The sequence below is a fragment of the Mesorhizobium sp. M2A.F.Ca.ET.043.02.1.1 genome (assembly GCF_003952405.1).
In the GTDB taxonomy this organism is placed as follows: Bacteria; Pseudomonadota; Alphaproteobacteria; order Rhizobiales; family Rhizobiaceae; genus Mesorhizobium.
In genome coordinates, this window is sequence record NZ_CP034445.1 from 2,054,895 (window position 1) to 2,070,728 (window position 15,834).

Sequence of the window (15,834 nt, forward strand, 5' to 3'; positions counted from 1 at the left end):
GTCATCAACGATGTGCCGCGCGAAACGGCCCCGAGCAATTTTTCACGTCGAGATAAATCTTCCATTAACGCTGGCTAAAGCAGCTCGGAAAACGACGCTTTCGGCAAACGGTAAACGGCCGCGAAGACAGTTCGCGAAATTACAGCAGGTCGATGAGGAACTGGATCAGCGGCGCGTCGGCCGGCGGCATCGGGTAGTCGCGCATCTGCCTCGGCCTGACCCATTTCAGCCCCTGCCCTTCCCTGGGTTGCGCGATCCCGCGAAAGCGGCGGCAGACATAAAGCGGCATCAGCAGATGGAAATCGTCATAGGAATGGCTGGCGAAGGTGAGCGGCGCCAGGCACGGAATCTCGGTCTCGATGCCGAGTTCCTCATGCAGCTCGCGGACCAGGCACTCCTCAGGCGTCTCGCCGGGCTCGACCTTGCCGCCAGGAAACTCCCACAGGCCGGCAAGCTGCTTGCCCTCGGGGCGCTGCGCCAGAAGCACGCGCCGGTCGGCATCAACCAGCGCGCAGGCGGCGACCAGCAACAGGCGCTTTCCGGCTGGCTTCACCTCGCTCATGCGCCCGGCGGCCGCCGATAGTGGTAGCGGTAGACTTCCTCGAAGCCGAGCGACCGGTAGAGCGAGAGCGCCGGTAGATTGCCGGCCTCGACCTGCAGCCAGGCCTCGCGCGCGCCGCGCAGCCGCGCCCATTTCAGCGCCGACAGGATGAGATTGCGGCCATGGCCCTGTTTGCGCGCCGATTTTTCGGTGGCGACCTCGAACAGGCCGGCGAGGTCGCCATCATGGACGCAGATCAGCGTCGCCAGCGGCTCATTGCCGTCCTCCAGCGCGAACAGCCCAGCTTCGGGCTGAATGGCGCCGATGACCTCCGACAGGCCGGGCCGCAGCGAGGCGTCCGAGCCGCTGGTCCTCAGCGACGCGCCGATGAAGCGGCTGATGTCCTTGAGCGGTATCTGGTCCATGGCCGCGCCGAGCTCGAGGTCCTTGAGCGGTAGCCGCATCACCATGGATTCGTCGAACCTGTTCCAGCCGGCCTTGTCGAGATGGGTGGACAGCACCTGTCCCGACAGCGGCGACATGCGAAAGGTCAGCGGCCTGCCATAGGCATCGAAGCGGCGCGCGGCGCGGCCGATGCGCTCCTCGATGGCGTGCGTGTCGCCCGGATCGAGCGGATTGACCGAGTTCAAGCGCTTGGCCGGATGCCCGGCGGTCAGCCGCACCACCCAGGTCCCGTCATAATGGACGGCCGCCGCCGGCCAGGCGCGAAAGCCCGCCGCCTCGTAGCGGCGCACGACCGCCAGCACGCTTGCCGGATGCCTGGACACCGGCGCCATCAGCTCCGGTAGTCGCCGTTGATGGCGACATATTCCTTGGTGAGGTCGCAGGTCCACACCGTCGCCTTGCCGCGGCCGATGCCGAGATCGGCGCGGATGCGGATGTCGTCGCGCTTCATGTAGGCAGACGTCGCTTCCTCCGAATAGGCCGGATCGCGCTCGCCCTCATGCGCCAGGCGATTGTCGCCGAACCAGATCGACAGCCGGTCGCGGTCGGCTGGCTCGCCGGCCTTGCCGACGGCCATGACGACGCGGCCCCAATTGGCGTCCTCGCCGGCGACGGCCGTCTTGACCAGCGGCGAATTGGCGATCGAAAGCGCGATGCGCTTGGCCGAACGCGCCGATTTGGCGCCGGTCACCGTGACCTCGACCTGCTTGCGTGCGCCCTCGCCGTCGCGCACCACTTGCAGCGCCAGCGACTTCAGCACCTTGCCGAGCGCCCGACGGAACGCGCCGAGCCGCGCGTCCTTGGCATCGCTGATCGCCGGCGCGCCGCGGGCAGCCGCCTTGCCGGTGGCGAAGATGAGCAGCGTGTCGCTGGTCGAGGTGTCGCTGTCGACGGTTACCGCGTTGAAGGTCTTGGCCGTGCTGCGCGACAACAGGTTCTGCAGCACGGGCGCGGCGATCGGCGCGTCGGTGGCGATGAAGGAAAGCATCGTCGCCATGTCGGGTGCGATCATGCCGGCGCCCTTGGCGATGCCGTTGATGGTGACGTCGGCGTCGCCGAGCTTGACCGTCGCCGTCGCCACCTTCGGATAGGTGTCGGTGGTCATGATGGCCTTTGCCGCCTCGGTCCACAGATTGGGCTTGCCGTCCTTGACCAGGCCGGCGAGCAGATGGCTGAACTTGGTGGTGTCGAGCGGCTCGCCGATGACGCCGGTCGAGGCCAGGAACACCTCGCTCTCGGAACAGCCGGCGGCCTTCGCCGCCGCGTCGCCGGTCAGCGCGGTCGAGACCTTGCCCTTCTTGCCGGTGAAGGCATTGGCATTGCCGGAATTGACCACCAGCACGCGCGCCTTGCCCGCGGGCAGGTTCTGGCGGCAGAAGTCGACCGGCGCCGACGGACATTTCGACCTGGTGAACACGCCGGCGACAGCCGTGCCCGGATCGAAGACCATGGCGAGCAGGTCGGTTCTATTCCGGTATTTGATGCCCGCTTCCGCGGTCGCGATGCGCACACCTTCGATGACCGGCATCTTGGGATATTTCTTCGGTGCGAGCGGCGAGATCGTAGCGGACATCGGAACCCCGGAACGGCAATGAAGCGAAAGGAAGGCCGGTTTGCCCGATAGCGCGTCCCGGCGCAAGGGCGTTCTGGCCGCGCCTGATCGCCCCGGCCGAAGGGCTCGCGGTCTGAAACGGGTCGTTTCGTTTCGCCCGCGATGCCAATATGATCGGCACTAGATTCACCGGCTAAGGAAGACTGGAATGGGCGAAGCCGCCGCTCGCGGGCGCAAGTCGATCGGCGCGAAACGCAATCCAGAAAGCGCCGATGCCATCATCGAGGCGGCCGAGGCCGTGTTGCGCGAAGCGGGCTATGCCGGCTTCTCGATCGAGGCCGTCGCCCGGCGGGCGCGGGCGGGAAAGCCGACCATCTATCGCTGGTGGCCAAGCAAGGCGGCGCTGCTGATCGAGATCTACCAGAGGCAGAAGCATGTCGAGACACCCGACACCGGAAACGTCGAGGACGACCTGGCGGGCTTTCTCGAAAATCTCTTCGCCCATTGGCGCGACACCCCGTCGGGCAACATCTACCGCTCGCTGATCGCGGAGGCGCAGTCGGACGAGGCAGCCGCGGCCGTGCTTGCCGAGTATTCGAAGGAACGCCGCAGCCATACCGGCCGGATCATCGAGCGCGCCAAGGCGCGGGGCGAGGTGGCGGCCGATGTCGATGCCGGGATCGTCGCCGATCTGATTGCGTCCTACGCCTGGCGGCATCTGCTGACCGGACGGCTCGACGAGGACGTGGCGGCGATCCGCGCGGCCGTTGGCTACATCACGCGGGGGATACTGACCGCCTGAGCCAAAAGCAAAGGGCGCCGCATGGCGCCCTTTTCAGGATAATCAGGCCGACAGCGGATTACTTGCCCGCTTCCAGCGTGTCGACGTCCTTCTTGAGCTTCTCGTCCGAGATCTCGACCTTGGCGGCGGCGCGCAGGTCCTTCACCATGGCGAAATACTTGTCGCGGATTACCGCCTGCTTGGCCTGGTCCTTGACGTCGTCGAAGGCCGGCGGCTGCTTGGCGCGCTTGTCCTCGAGCTTGATGACGTGCCAGCCGAACTGCGTCTGCACCGGCTCCTTGGTGTACTTGCCGACGTCGAGCGCGAAGGCCGCCTTGTCGAATTCCGGCACCATCTGGCCCGGTCCGAACCAGCCGAGATCGCCGCCACTGGTTTTGCCCGAGGGGTCGTTGGTGTGTTCGTTGGCGAGCTTCTGGAAGTCGGCGCCGCCGTCGAGCTGCTTGATGATCGCCTCGGCCTCTTCCTTCGTCTTCACGAGGATGTGACGCGCATGCACTTCGTTGACTGGCGGCGTGTTGGCGATCTCCTGGTCGTAGCGGGCGCGGACTTCGGCGTCCGTGACCTTGTCGACCACTTCCTTCTCGACGACCTCGCCATGCAGCGCGCGCGCCTGCAGGAAAGCCATGCGGCGCTGGAAGTCGGCGTCCTTGTCAAGGCCGCTGTCGACCGCCTTCTTGGCCATGACGCGGATTTCGATCGCCGCCGAAAGGGCGGCCGCGCGGCGCTGATCGGGCGGCAGCTGCGCGAACTGCTGCGAGAGTTCGCCTTCGGCGAGCTGAAGATCGGCCTCGGTCAGCTTCTCGCCATTGATGGTGGCGACCACGGCATTGGGATCGACCGGCGCGGCGGGAGCGGTGGCAGGCGCGGTGGCATCCGCGGGCTTGGTCTCCTGCGCCATCAGCGGCGACAGGCTAAGAGCCGAGAGCCCGAAGGCCAGACCGAGGCTGGCGAGCGAGGCGCGGCGGAACGACAGGGGCATCAAGATAACTCCAATGGGATTGCCAATGAGGATCGCGTGAGCGGAAGGGTTCCAGATCAGTCGAATTGTGGCGGAATTTGGCGCTGCCCATAGGGCTAACGCGGCGTTGACATCGATTGAGCCCCCTCTTATCTGTCCAACGACTTGGCGTCCAGAACCGTTTTCCGGGCGCTTTTTGCGTTTGTCCGCATTCACGCGGATTTGATGGGCCCGCCAGGCGCCTGTCGCAAACGGCCAAAATTGCTATCGAAAGGACCATTGGATGGTCAGTCTCGGCGGTCTCGCCCGTAAGGTTTTCGGTTCTTCCAACGACCGGCGCGTCAAGTCGACCCGACCTAGGGTCGAGGCCATCAACGCCATGGAAAACGAGATGCGGGCGCTTTCCGACGCCGAGCTTGCCGGGCGCACGGAGAAATTCCGCCAGGATCTCGCTAACGGCGCTTCGCTCGACGACCTGCTGGTCCCGGCCTTCGCCACGGTGCGCGAGGCGGCCCGCCGCGTGCTCGGCATGCGGCCTTTCGACGTCCAGTTGATCGGCGGCATGGTGCTGCACAATGGCGGCATCGCCGAGATGCGCACCGGCGAGGGCAAGACCCTGGTCGCCACCTTGCCGGTCTATCTCAACGCGCTCGCCGGCAAGGGCGTGCATGTCGTCACCGTCAACGACTACCTCGCCAAGCGCGACGCCGAATGGATGGGCCGCGTCTACAAATTCCTCGGCCTGACCGTCGGCATCATCGTCCACGGCCTTTCCGACGACGAGCGCCGCGAGGCCTACGCCTGCGACGTCACCTACGCCACCAACAACGAGCTCGGCTTCGACTATCTGCGCGACAATATGAAGTATGAGCGCTCGCAGATGGTGCAGCGCGGCCACTCCTACGCCATCGTCGACGAGGTCGATTCCATCCTGGTGGACGAGGCGCGCACGCCGCTGATCATTTCCGGTCCGCTTGAGGACCGCTCGGAAATGTACAACACCATCGACGCCTTCATGCTGAAGCTCGGCCCGGCCGACTACGAGGTCGACGAGAAGCAGAAGACGACGATCTTCACCGAGGAAGGAACCGAGAAGCTCGAAAACATGCTGACAGCGGCGGGCTTGCTCAAAGGTGAGTCGCTCTATGACGTCGAGAATGTCGCCATCGTCCACCACGTCAACAACGCGCTGAAGGCGCATCTGCTCTTCCAGAAGGATCGCGATTACATCGTGCGCAACGGCGAGATCGTCATCATCGACGAGTTCACCGGCCGCATGATGCCAGGACGCCGCTATTCGGAAGGCCTGCACCAGGCGCTCGAGGCCAAGGAGCATGTGCAGATCCAGCCGGAGAACCAGACGCTGGCCTCCGTCACCTTCCAGAACTATTTCCGCCTCTACAAGAAGCTCGCCGGCATGACCGGCACGGCGCTGACCGAGGCCGAGGAATTCGCCAACATCTACAATCTCGAAGTCACCGAGATCCCGACCAACCTGCCGGTCGCCCGCAAGGACGAGGACGACGAGGTCTACCGTACGGTCGACGAGAAATACAAGGCGATCGTCAAGGAAATCAAGGACGCGCGCGACCGCGGCCAGCCGATCCTGGTCGGCACCACCTCGATCGAGAAATCCGAGCAACTGGCCGAGCGCCTGCGCAAGGAAGGCATCAAGGACTTCGAAGTGCTGAACGCTCGCCACCATGAGCGCGAGGCGTCCATCGTCGCCCAGGCCGGCAAGCCCGGCGCCATCACCATCGCCACCAACATGGCCGGCCGCGGCACCGACATCAAGCTCGGCGGCAATGCCGAGATGCGCATCGCCGAGGAGCTTGGCGACATGCCGGCCGGCCCCGAGCGCGAGGCGCGGGAAAAGGCCATCATCGACGATGTCGAACGCCTGAAGGAAAAGGCGCTGGCCGCCGGCGGCCTTTACGTTCTGGCCACCGAGCGCCACGAATCGCGCCGCATCGACAACCAGTTGCGCGGCCGCTCCGGCCGTCAGGGCGATCCGGGCCGCTCGAAATTCTTCCTGTCGCTGCAGGATGACCTGATGCGCATCTTCGGCTCCGAGCGCATGGACGGCATGCTGCAGAAGCTCGGCCTCAAGGAAGACGAGGCGATCATCCATCCCTGGATCAACAAGGCGCTGGAGAAGGCGCAGAAGAAGGTCGAGGCGCGCAACTTCGACATCCGCAAGAATCTGTTGAAGTATGACGACGTCTCGAACGACCAGCGCAAGGTGGTGTTCGAGCAGCGCATCGAGCTGATGGACGGCGAAGGCCTGTCGGAGACGATCACCGAGATGCGTGAAGGCGTCATCGAGGAGATCGTCGCCAAGAACATCCCCGAAAACGCCTATGCCGAGCAATGGAACGTCGCCGGCCTCAAGGAAGAGGTGGGGCAATACCTCAACCTCGACCTGCCGATCGAGGAATGGGTCAAGGAAGAGGGCATCGCCGAGGACGACATCCGCGAGCGCATCACGGCCGCGGCCGATGCCGCCGCCAAGGAGCGCGCCGATCGCTTCGGCCCCGACGTGATGAATTATGTCGAGCGTTCGGTGGTGTTGCAGACGCTCGATCATCTGTGGCGCGAGCATATCGTCAATCTCGATCATCTGCGCTCGGTCGTCGGCTTCCGCGGCTACGCCCAGCGCGACCCGCTGCAGGAATACAAGGGCGAAGCCTTTGAGCTGTTCCAGGGCATGCTGGGCAATTTGCGCCAAGCTGTCACCGCGCAGCTGATGCGCGTCGAGCTGGTGCGCGAGGCTGCGGACGCGCCGCCGCCCGAGGCGCCCGAGATGTTCGGCAGCCATATCGACGGCTCCACCGGCGAGGACGATTTCCAGGGCGGCGAAACCGCGCTTCTCCTGCGCCAGGATTCGAATACCGTTGTCGCTCCGGAAAACCGCGACCCGAAGAACCCCGCGACCTGGGGCAAGGTCGGCCGCAACGAAGCCTGCCCCTGCGGCTCCGGCAAGAAATACAAGCACTGCCACGGCGCCTTCGCCTGACGCAGTCTTCCTTCTCCCCGTCACTATACGGGGAGAAGGTGCCCGAAGGGCGGATGAGGGGCAGCGCCGGCGCTGGCGATTACCGCAGATCGCCTGACTTGTTCGAGCTTCCCGTCAGCTGAACCTTACACCAGCCCCGACGCGCGCGCCGCGGCCGCTGCTTCGCCGCGCGAGACGGCTTCCAGTTTCCCGAGCACCGCCGAAACGTGGTGATCGACCGTCTTCGGCGAGATCGCCATATGCGCGGCGATCTTCTTGTTGGAGAAGCCTCGTTCGATCAACTGCAGGACCTCCATCTGGCGCTGCGTAAGGCCGGCCTGGTTGGCGCGCGTCGCCTGCCTTGGACCTCTGGCAATACGGCCCACGCCGCTCTGCCGCAGCAGGCCGCGCACATGCTGCGCTACTGGTCTTGCGCCGAGCGCCTCGAAAATATCCAGCGCTTCACGCTGCGCGGCCTCGTCGCCCTGCAGCAAGGCGAGCGCCCGTTCGAAAGGGGCGCCCATCCTCGCCCAAAGCGCAGCGGCGGCGCGCCAGTCGCCGATCAATTGCAGGCGATGCGGCTCGGCCATGCTGTCGGTCTCGCCGGGATCGCTTTCCGGCAACAAAAGCCGCCGCCAGGCCGCCAGCCCGCCGAACACCGCCCGCGTCGGCGCGAGGCCTTCGGCAAGGGCGATCAGATGCAGCGCTTCATCCCTGTCGCCCTCGCCCAGCCACGCCAGCTCGGCCATCACCTCGGCAAAAGGCACAAGCCGTTGCAGTTCCATGCCCTTGTCCAGGAACCGCCTCATCTCTTCCACGATCGGCTCGGCCGACGGGTCGCCGCGGCGGATGCGCAAGCGTGCCAGCGCGACGAGCGATGGATAGCGTACCAACGGCGTCGTTGCTTCATCATCGACAACCTCATGCGCCACCGCCGCGGCGTCGTCCCAGAGGCCGAGCCTCAGCAGCAGCTGCGCCTGCACGCCGCGCATGTAGTCGCGCCATGTCGCGAGATCGTTCTCGACGCAGTAGCCGATGCCGCGCTCCAGCAACGAGGACGCCTCCTTGAAGTTGAGCCTGTTCATCTCGACGCAGGCGCAGTTGGTGAAGGCGCGCGCCGCATGTTCCTGGAAGTTTCCCGACAATGCGATTCCCAGGCTGCGGGCGAGATCGCGCCGCCCCTTGGCGAAGTCCAGCCATTGCCCGGCGGCGCCGACATTGTTCAGCGCATGACACAGAATATCCGGCCGGTTGAGCCGCTCCGCCAGCTCCACGGCCTTGCCGCCGAGCATGAGCGTGTCCTCGAGCCGTTCGGCGAGCATCGCCAGCTGCGAGAGGTTGGAATAAGCCATGGCGAGTTCAGGGCCGTCAGGCGCTGTCTCCAGAAGCTCCACGGCCTGCGCTCCGAACCGGTCCGCGGCCTCGCGATCGCCGAGCAGGTAGGCAAAGCGCGACAGGCAGCGTAGACCGTCGCCCTCCTTGACCCGATCGCCCTGCGCCTGGCGCAACTGGCGCGCCTGGCCCTGCGCTTCCATCGCCGCCTCGACGCGGCCGATCAGGTGGCACTCGAAAGCATGGCCCTCATAGAGCTCGGCTCGCTTGTCGACCGGCAGCATATCCGCATAGCGCAGGGCAACCTCGTAATAGCCCACCGCGTCGCGATGCGCGCCGACCCGCGAAGCCTCGCGCGCCGCCGCCGGCGCGAGCTCGCGCACCACCTCCAGGTTCTGCGCTTCCACGGCATGATGCACCAGCCTTGCGGTGGCCACTTGCGGGTTTTCGCGCAAGGCTGCCAGGGCGCGTTCATTGTATTCGCGCCGTTTGCTTGGCGTCAGCGCCATCTCGATGGCCGTGCGGGCGATCTCGTGCCGGAAGGCATAGCCGTCGCCGAAATCCTCGAGCAGGCCGTTGGCGACGCATTCGGCGAGCTGGCCGGCGGCGGCAATCCCGCAAAGGCCGCTCAGCGCCCAGGCGTCGGCGCGGCGCGGAAACACCGAGACGGCGTCGAGCATCGAGCGCGCGCCCGGTGACAGTTTTTCGGCGCGCGCCAGCACGGCGTCGCGCACGCTTGCCGGCAAGGCGCCATCGCCTTCGGCGGCGAGCAGCTCGGTGACGAAGAAGGCGTTACCGGCGCTTGCCCGGTAGATCGCCTCGCCGTCGCGCTCGGCGGTTGCGGCCAGCGACAGCACGGCGCTTTCGCTGAGCAGCGGCACGTCGATACGCACGACATTGCCGGCCGGGATCTCGCCGAGCGCCCGGCGCACGCGCATCTGCCCTTCGCTGCGATCGGTCCGCGCAGTGATCAGGAGCAGGATGCGGGTGTTTGCGATGCGCCGGCCGAGGAAGCGCACGAAATCGAGTGTCGCGTCGTCGGCCCAGTGCAGATCCTCGATGACGAGCAGGCACGGGCCTTTCGCCTCGAAGACGTCGAGCGCCTCGGAAAACAACGGCAGCCGCTGCACCTGGCGGTCGTCCATCGCCCGCGGCAGTTCCCACCGCGCGTCGCGGGCCAGATCATAAAGCGGCCCCAGCGGATCCGGGATGGACAGGTCCTCGCAGGCGCTGCGAAGCATTGTCAGGCCATCATCCAGTCGGCTCGCGAACGCCTCGACCAGCGCCGTCTTGCCGGCGCCCGCCTCGCCCAAGACGACCACGACGCGGCCGCGGCCCCCCATTGCGTCCGCCAACAGGGCATCCATCTGCTGCAGCTGCGGCTGCCGTTCCAGAAGCATCATCGCTCTCTCGCGAAATTGGAATTCCATCGTGGCGGATCGCCGCCGCGATAGCGTGGGAGACAGTCCTAAAATGTGACTTTCCACACATTCAAGTGCCATCTTCCACATAAAACGTCCCAAAGATAGGGAATCGTCCGGAGCAATATGGGGAATGGCTCCGATGCGCAGTCTTTGCCGAAATGGTGGGATCCGCCTTGCTCGAAACGAGCACGGAGCAATTCCGGGAAAACTGCGTAGCGGTTGGGCTCGGCGACTTCGCCGTGGCCTTCCGTCCGGAATTGCGTGGAAACTTGCAATCCAATCACGAAAGGAAAGACGATCGTGCCACGTTATCTCGTTGAACGCACCTTCCCGGAAGGCCTGAACGTGCCGATGAACGATGCCGGCGCCACCGCGATGGGCGGCGTCATCGCCCGCAACGCCGAGAAAGGCGTCACCTGGGTGCAATCCTTCGTCTCGCCCGACAAGGGCAAGAGTTTCTGCATCTACGACGCGCCCTCGCCGGAGGCGATCCGCAGCACCGCGCAAAAGAATGCGCTTCCCGTCGACAAGATCACGGAGGTGCGGGTCCTCGACCCCTACTTTTATCGCTGACGGGGAAGACCGTGTCGGGCAGACCATACCCGTCGCCGGCGGACCTGACGCCGTGCCGGACAGCGAGAGTGTATCCGCCGCGGCGGATTACCTCCCGCCACGGCGCGGCTACATGCGACGGGCTTTGTCGGCGCTGCTTTCGCCGTTGCGAAATCGGCGCCGCCTTCTGCCGCCTCAGAACGATTACCTGAGACGCGATATCGGCCTCGATGAGCGGGAAATGCCGCGCGAATACTGGGAATATTGGTGACATCACCACTGATCCCGCAGCGTCCGGACCGGCGAACATCCCATTTACCGACAGGAGCCGCCAGGGCGCGGAGTTGGCCTTGACCGGCCGACCCACTGCCCGCTCGCCTCAACTGAATTGGAGAGACAAATGAGCATTCAGACCTTAGCCAGATGCGCCATCGGCGCCTCCGCCTCGACCATCCTGCTGATAGCGGGCGCCGCTACCGCGCAAACCGTCAACCCGCTCGCCGAAAAGGTGCGGGCGCTCGACAGCCGCTTCGAGGACGTGGCGGTGGCGAAGGCCGAAGGCTACGCGCCGATCCCCTGCGCCAGCGGCCTCACCGGCGGCGCCATGGGCATTCACTACGTCAACGCCGCCTATCTGAAGGACGACGCCGTCGACGTCGCCAAACCGGAAGCCGTCATGTACGAGCCGATGGCCGACGGCACGCTGAAGCTGATCGCCGTCGAATACATCACGTCGAAAGGACCGGCCTCGCTCGAAGGCCATCTCTTCAACTTCAACACCGCGCCCAACCGCTACGGCCTCGGCCCGTTCTACGAGCTGCATGTCTGGGCTTGGAAGCAGAACCCGACCGGCGCCTTCGCCGACATGAACCCGAACGTCTCGTGCGACGCGATGAAGGGGATGTGAGCGCCTTTTCCTTCTCCCCGTTTCTATACGGGGAGAAGGTGGCCCGAAGGGCCGGACGAGGGGCAGCGCCAACGATTGCGATTGGCCGCCCTTCGTAATCCAACAGAGGATAATCACCCTGTAGGACACTCCCGCAAAGAACCTCTTCGACACGCAGTTCATCCCAAATTTCCGAGGCCAGCGATGCCCCTCATCCGCCTGCCGGCGTTCGTCGTTCGAAAAGCCAAGCAATTGGCTTTTCGTCCGCTGCGCGGACCACTCCTCACCTCCCCGTATAGTGACGGGAGAAGGAAGCTCCCCACCCACCCTTTCTTAAGGTGTTTCGGATAGACCCGAACCCTGGAAAAAGGCGGAAAACGGAGAGTTTTGGGTGCGCTTTTCCGCGGCAACGACTGCCGGGCGGTTCCTGCCGCAGCGCTGGGCGCTGCGCATGCGGCCGCTGCTTGGCCGCATCGATGCCATCCTCTTCACCGCCGATGCGCGCGGCGAAGCCGGGCGCATGTCGCTGATCGCCTTTTCCATCCGCATCATCAGCGCCTTGATCGCCTTTGTCAGCCAGGTGCTGATGGCGCGCTGGATGGGGTCATTCGAGTACGGCATCTCGGTGCTGGTCTGGGTGACGATGGTCATCGTCGGCAATCTCGCCTGCCTTGGCTTCCACACCTCCGTCATCCGCTTCATTCCGGAGTATCGCGAGCGCGGCATGCTGGCCGAGCTGCGCGGCATCGTGCTTGCCAGCCGCCTGTTCGTGCTCGTCGCCTCGACGCTGATCGCCGGCCTCGGCGCCCTTGGCGTGTGGCTGGCCTCGGACTGGATCGAGAACTACTACGTCATCCCATTCATCCTCGGCGTCATCTGCCTGCCGATGATCGGGCTCGGCGACCTCCTGCAAGGGCTGGCGCGCGCCAATTCCTGGGCGCTGCTGGCGCTCTCGCCGACCTATCTGGTGCGGCCGGTGCTGATCCTGGTGTTCATGGCGCTGATGCTTGGCCTGCACTATGTGCCCGACGCCAAGACCGCGATCTTCGCCTCGATCGCCGCCACCTATGTCACGACGCTCGGCCAGCTGATGGCCGTCACCTCTCGCATGGACCAGAAGGTCCCGCCCGGGCCGATGACGGTGCATTTCGGCCAATGGATCCTCGTCTCGCTGCCGATCTTCCTGGTCGAGAGCTTCTTCTTCCTGCTCACCAATGCCGATGTATTGATGGTGGGCGCCTACCTCCCGCCCAACGATGTCGCCGTCTATTTCGCGACCGTGAAGACGCTGGCGCTGGTGCATTTCGTTTATTTCGCGGTCAAGGCCGGCGTTGCCCAGCGCTATGCGCAATTCACCCATGGCGAGCCGGACAGGCTTGCCGCCTTCGCCCGCGAGACCGTCTCCTGGACCTTCTGGCCTTCGCTTTTGATGGCGCTGCTGGTGCTGGCGCTGGGCGAGCCGATGCTGGTGCTGTTCGGCCCCGAATTCACCGCCGGCTATCCGCTGCTCTTCCTGCTGGTGCTGGGCGTCGTGGCGCGCGCCGCCGTCGGACCGTGCGAGAGCCTGCTCACCATGAGCGGCAACCAGAACATCTGCGCCGCCGTCTATGCCATGACGCTCGCCCTCAACATCGGCCTCAACGTGCTGCTGATCCCGCTCTTCGGCCTCTGGGGCGCGGCGATGGCCACAAGCCTCGCCATGGTCTTCGAGGCCAGCGCGCTCTCCTTCACCGTCTGGCGCAAGCTTGGCATCGTGATGGCGATCTTCGTGCCCGCAAGAAAGGAAGTCGCCTGATGGCCGCTGTCCCGTTGCTTGAAGAGACGAGCGGCGGCCCCGCCGGCGCCATGGTCTCCAATCTTGCCGGCCTGGCGCGCGAGGTCGACCCCGCCCATATCGAGCTCTTCGCCAGCAACAGGCCGGAACGCAAGCTCGCCATCTACCCGGCCTCGGCCGGTTTCGACCTTGTCGAGGAACTCGACTATCTCAGCGCCCGCACGGTCGAGCCCAATGTCTTCTTCAACCCGCGCTTCCTGGCCCCGGCGATGCCCCGGCTGGAGGACCGCGAGGTGCGGCTGGCCGTCATCCGCGACGGCGACGAATACCGCAACCGGTTGCGTCTTCTGGTGCCCTTCTCGGTCGAGCGGCCGGCGATCCCGCTTGGCGTTCCGGTGATGCGCACATGGTCGAGCCCGTTCGGCCCGCTCGGCACGCCGCTGGTCGACCGCGACGATCCGATCGGCGTCATCGAGGATTTCTTCTCGATGCTGTCGCGGCCGCATCTCAAGCTGCCAAAAGTCTTCGTGCTGCCCGACATGCGCCTCGACGGTCCGGTCGCGAGCCTGCTCACCTCCTTTGCCGACAGCCGCGGCCTGACCCTGGTGACCACCGGCAAGCTCGAGCGCCCGGTGCTTGAAAGCGACGCCGACGGCGAGGACTACCTCAAGGCATCGCTGCGCGCGCACCATTACCGCGAATTCCGCCGGCTGAAGCGGCGCCTCGCCGACCTCGGCAAGCTCGAGCACGTCGTTGCGCGCGGGCCGGACGAGATCCGCCATGCCATCGAAAGCTTTCTGACGCTGGAGGCCGCCGGCTGGAAGGGTCGCGAGCGCACCGCCATGGCGATCGACCGCTATCGCGCCGCCTTCGCCCGCGAGGCCGTGCACCGGCTGGCCGAGCAGGATATGTGCCGCATCCATGTCTTGACGCTCGACGGCCGCGCCATCGCCTGCCTGGTTGTCTTCGTCGAGGCCGGCGTCGCCTACACCTGGAAGACGGCCTATGACGAGACGCTCTCCGCCTATTCGCCGGGCACGCTGCTGATGATCGAGGTGACCAAGCAGCATCTCGACGATCCCAACATCGTCATGACCGATTCCTGCGCGGTTCCGGACCATCCTGTGATGAGCCGCCTGTGGAGCGAGCGCAAGCCGATGGGCACGCTGGTGATCGGGCTGACGCCGGATGCCGACCGGCTGGCCCGCCAGGCGGCCTCGCAACTGCACCTCTACCGCGAGACCCGCAACATGGCGCGCCTGCTGCGCAACCGCATGCGGAGCTTCCTGAAAAGGCGCTAGATCGACGGCGGGACACAAGCTATGGGTCCGGGCGGGAACTCGGGCCGGGCCTTCACGAAACCATCCAGATGATCAGAAGCCTTTTGCGTCACACCAGTCTTCGTGCGGCCCTGCTGCTGATTGCGCTCCTGCCTGCTCGAGCTTGGGCCGATACGTGCCCCGAGGGCTGCAGCGAACCGCCGCCGCCCGCCGTCAACATCTACAAACACACCGCTGCCGGTCATCTGAGCCCCGTGACGACCGGGTCGCTGCCGCGCGTCTATGTGCCCAACCGCTCCTCCAACAGCGTCTCGGTGATCGACAGCGTGACGCTCAAGGAAGTCGATCGCTTCAATGTCGGCAGCAAGCCGCAGCACGTCGTGCCATCCTGGGATTTGAAGACGCTGTGGGTTGCCAACAACGGCACCGGCAAAAACGGCAGCCTGACGCCGATCGACCCGATGACGGCCAAGCCCGGCCAGCAGGTCTCGGTCGACGATCCCTACAACCTCTATTTCATGCCGGACGGCAGCGCGGCAATCGTCGTCGACGAGGCATTGCAGCAGCTCGATTTCCGCGACCCGCACACCATGGCGCTGAAATCGAGCCTGCCGACGCCGACCTGCCTTGGCATCAACCATGCCGATTTCTCGGTCGACGGCTCCTATGCGATCTTCACCTGCGAATATGGCGATGGCGGCCTGGCCAAGATCGACCTGAAGAACCAGAAGGTGCTCGGCCATCTCGACCTCTCCAGGATGGGCATGCCGCAGGACATCCGCCTGTCGCCCGACGGCAAGGTCTTTTACGTCGCCGACATGATGAATGACGGCGTGTTCCTGGTCGACGGCGACAGTTTCAAGGAAATCGGCTTCATCCCCACCGGCATCGGCACGCATGGTTTCGTCGTCAGCCGCGACGGAAAGCGGCTCTATGTCTCCAATCGCGGCTCGCACAAGATGGAGCAGGGCAAGGCCAAGGGTCCGGGCAGCGTGACCGTGATCGACTTCGCCACCCGCGCCGTGGTCGCGCAATGGCCGATCCCCGGCGGCGGCAGCCCCGACATGGGCAATGTCAGCGCCGACGGCAAGCAGCTATGGCTCTCCGGCCGCTTCGACAGCGACGTCTATATGATCGACACGACGAGCGGCGCCGTGACGAAAATCCGCGTCGGCCTAGAGCCGCATGGGCTCACCGTATGGCCGCAGCCGGGGCGCTACTCGCAAGGGCATACGGGCAATATGCGGTAGGAGGCTGGACGCCGCTAATAGAC

12 protein-coding genes are annotated in these 15,834 nt (G+C 65.3%); 7 read left to right on the forward strand and 5 right to left on the reverse strand.

Annotated elements, in window-relative coordinates; all coding sequences use genetic code 11:
* Positions 1-139 precede the first annotated feature (139 nt).
* The 3 genes from EJ068_RS09770 to argJ are packed head-to-tail and all read right to left on the reverse strand — an operon-like array spanning position 140 to position 2,579.
* Positions 140-562 carry a (deoxy)nucleoside triphosphate pyrophosphohydrolase gene (locus EJ068_RS09770; protein ID WP_126064239.1) on the reverse strand — a complete coding sequence of 141 codons (423 nt, stop codon included), beginning with the start codon at positions 560-562 and terminating at the stop codon, positions 140-142.
* On the reverse strand, positions 559-1,338 hold the full coding sequence (locus EJ068_RS09775) for a GNAT family N-acetyltransferase (protein WP_189342222.1): 780 nt from the start codon (positions 1,336-1,338) through the stop codon (positions 559-561). The genes EJ068_RS09770 and EJ068_RS09775 overlap by 4 nt, the downstream gene beginning before the upstream one ends.
* Entirely contained in the window at positions 1,338-2,579 is a 1,242-nt protein-coding gene (gene argJ / locus EJ068_RS09780; protein WP_127251147.1) for a bifunctional glutamate N-acetyltransferase/amino-acid acetyltransferase ArgJ, read from the reverse strand. The genes EJ068_RS09775 and argJ overlap by 1 nt, the downstream gene beginning before the upstream one ends.
* Positions 2,580-2,766: 187 nt before the next feature.
* Here argJ and EJ068_RS09785 point away from each other — a divergent pair, with 187 nt between their 5' ends.
* Positions 2,767-3,360 (forward strand): TetR/AcrR family transcriptional regulator, encoded by a 594-nt coding sequence (locus EJ068_RS09785; protein ID WP_127251146.1) that lies wholly within the window; start codon positions 2,767-2,769, stop codon positions 3,358-3,360.
* 58 nt (positions 3,361-3,418) lie between these two features.
* Here the strand turns inward: EJ068_RS09785 and EJ068_RS09790 are convergent, their stop codons facing one another.
* Positions 3,419-4,339 carry a peptidylprolyl isomerase gene (locus EJ068_RS09790; RefSeq protein ID WP_126081072.1) on the reverse strand — a complete coding sequence of 307 codons (921 nt, stop codon included), beginning with the start codon at positions 4,337-4,339 and terminating at the stop codon, positions 3,419-3,421.
* 262 nt (positions 4,340-4,601) lie between these two features.
* Here EJ068_RS09790 and secA point away from each other — a divergent pair, with 262 nt between their 5' ends.
* Positions 4,602-7,334, forward strand: a complete 2,733-nt coding sequence (secA, locus tag EJ068_RS09795; protein ID WP_126081071.1) for a preprotein translocase subunit SecA — start codon at positions 4,602-4,604, stop codon at positions 7,332-7,334.
* 125 nt (positions 7,335-7,459) lie between these two features.
* Here secA and EJ068_RS09800 read toward each other — a convergent pair whose 3' ends face one another.
* Complete coding sequence (locus EJ068_RS09800; RefSeq protein ID WP_127386374.1) at positions 7,460-10,045, reverse strand: LuxR family transcriptional regulator; 2,586 nt, start codon at positions 10,043-10,045, stop codon at positions 7,460-7,462.
* Positions 10,046-10,369: 324 nt separating this feature from the next.
* Between EJ068_RS09800 and EJ068_RS09805 the strand changes: the two genes are divergently transcribed.
* The 5 genes from EJ068_RS09805 (at position 10,370) to EJ068_RS09825 (ending at position 15,811) form a co-directional block, all read left to right on the forward strand.
* Positions 10,370-10,642, forward strand: a complete 273-nt coding sequence (locus tag EJ068_RS09805) for a DUF4242 domain-containing protein (RefSeq protein ID WP_127250959.1) — start codon at positions 10,370-10,372, stop codon at positions 10,640-10,642.
* A 379-nt stretch (positions 10,643-11,021) separates the two neighbouring features.
* Positions 11,022-11,528: a hypothetical protein gene (locus EJ068_RS09810; RefSeq protein ID WP_127250960.1), complete on the forward strand. Its 507-nt coding sequence runs from the start codon at positions 11,022-11,024 to the stop codon at positions 11,526-11,528.
* Positions 11,529-11,898: 370 nt separating this feature from the next.
* The gene (locus tag EJ068_RS09815; RefSeq protein WP_127250961.1) at positions 11,899-13,302 is read left to right on the forward strand and encodes a lipopolysaccharide biosynthesis protein; all 1,404 of its coding nucleotides are present in this window, start codon (positions 11,899-11,901) and stop codon (positions 13,300-13,302) included.
* A complete protein-coding gene (locus EJ068_RS09820; protein ID WP_127250962.1) occupies positions 13,302-14,582 on the forward strand; it encodes a GNAT family N-acetyltransferase in 1,281 nt (426 codons plus the stop codon). Before EJ068_RS09815 ends, EJ068_RS09820 begins: the two co-directional genes overlap by 1 nt.
* A gap of 68 nt (positions 14,583-14,650) precedes the next feature.
* A complete protein-coding gene (locus EJ068_RS09825; protein ID WP_127250963.1) occupies positions 14,651-15,811 on the forward strand; it encodes a YncE family protein in 1,161 nt (386 codons plus the stop codon).
* Positions 15,812-15,834 lie beyond the last annotated feature (23 nt).

Excerpts from the sequence above, each read along its gene's own strand:
- EJ068_RS09810 (WP_127250960.1), top strand. The coding sequence starts at position 11,022 with ATGAGCATTCAGACCTTAGCCAGATGCGCCATCGGCGCCTCCGCCTCG.
- EJ068_RS09820 (WP_127250962.1), top strand. The coding sequence starts at position 13,302 with ATGGCCGCTGTCCCGTTGCTTGAAGAGACGAGCGGCGGCCCCGCCGGC.
- secA (WP_126081071.1), top strand. The coding sequence starts at position 4,602 with ATGGTCAGTCTCGGCGGTCTCGCCCGTAAGGTTTTCGGTTCTTCCAAC.
- EJ068_RS09775 (WP_189342222.1), bottom strand. The coding sequence starts at position 1,338 with ATGGCGCCGGTGTCCAGGCATCCGGCAAGCGTGCTGGCGGTCGTGCGC.
- EJ068_RS09800 (WP_127386374.1), bottom strand. The coding sequence starts at position 10,045 with ATGCTTCTGGAACGGCAGCCGCAGCTGCAGCAGATGGATGCCCTGTTG.
- EJ068_RS09790 (WP_126081072.1), bottom strand. The coding sequence starts at position 4,339 with ATGCCCCTGTCGTTCCGCCGCGCCTCGCTCGCCAGCCTCGGTCTGGCC.
- EJ068_RS09825 (WP_127250963.1), top strand. The coding sequence starts at position 14,651 with ATGATCAGAAGCCTTTTGCGTCACACCAGTCTTCGTGCGGCCCTGCTG.
- EJ068_RS09770 (WP_126064239.1), bottom strand. The coding sequence starts at position 562 with ATGAGCGAGGTGAAGCCAGCCGGAAAGCGCCTGTTGCTGGTCGCCGCC.
- argJ (WP_127251147.1), bottom strand. The coding sequence starts at position 2,579 with ATGTCCGCTACGATCTCGCCGCTCGCACCGAAGAAATATCCCAAGATG.
- EJ068_RS09785 (WP_127251146.1), top strand. The coding sequence starts at position 2,767 with ATGGGCGAAGCCGCCGCTCGCGGGCGCAAGTCGATCGGCGCGAAACGC.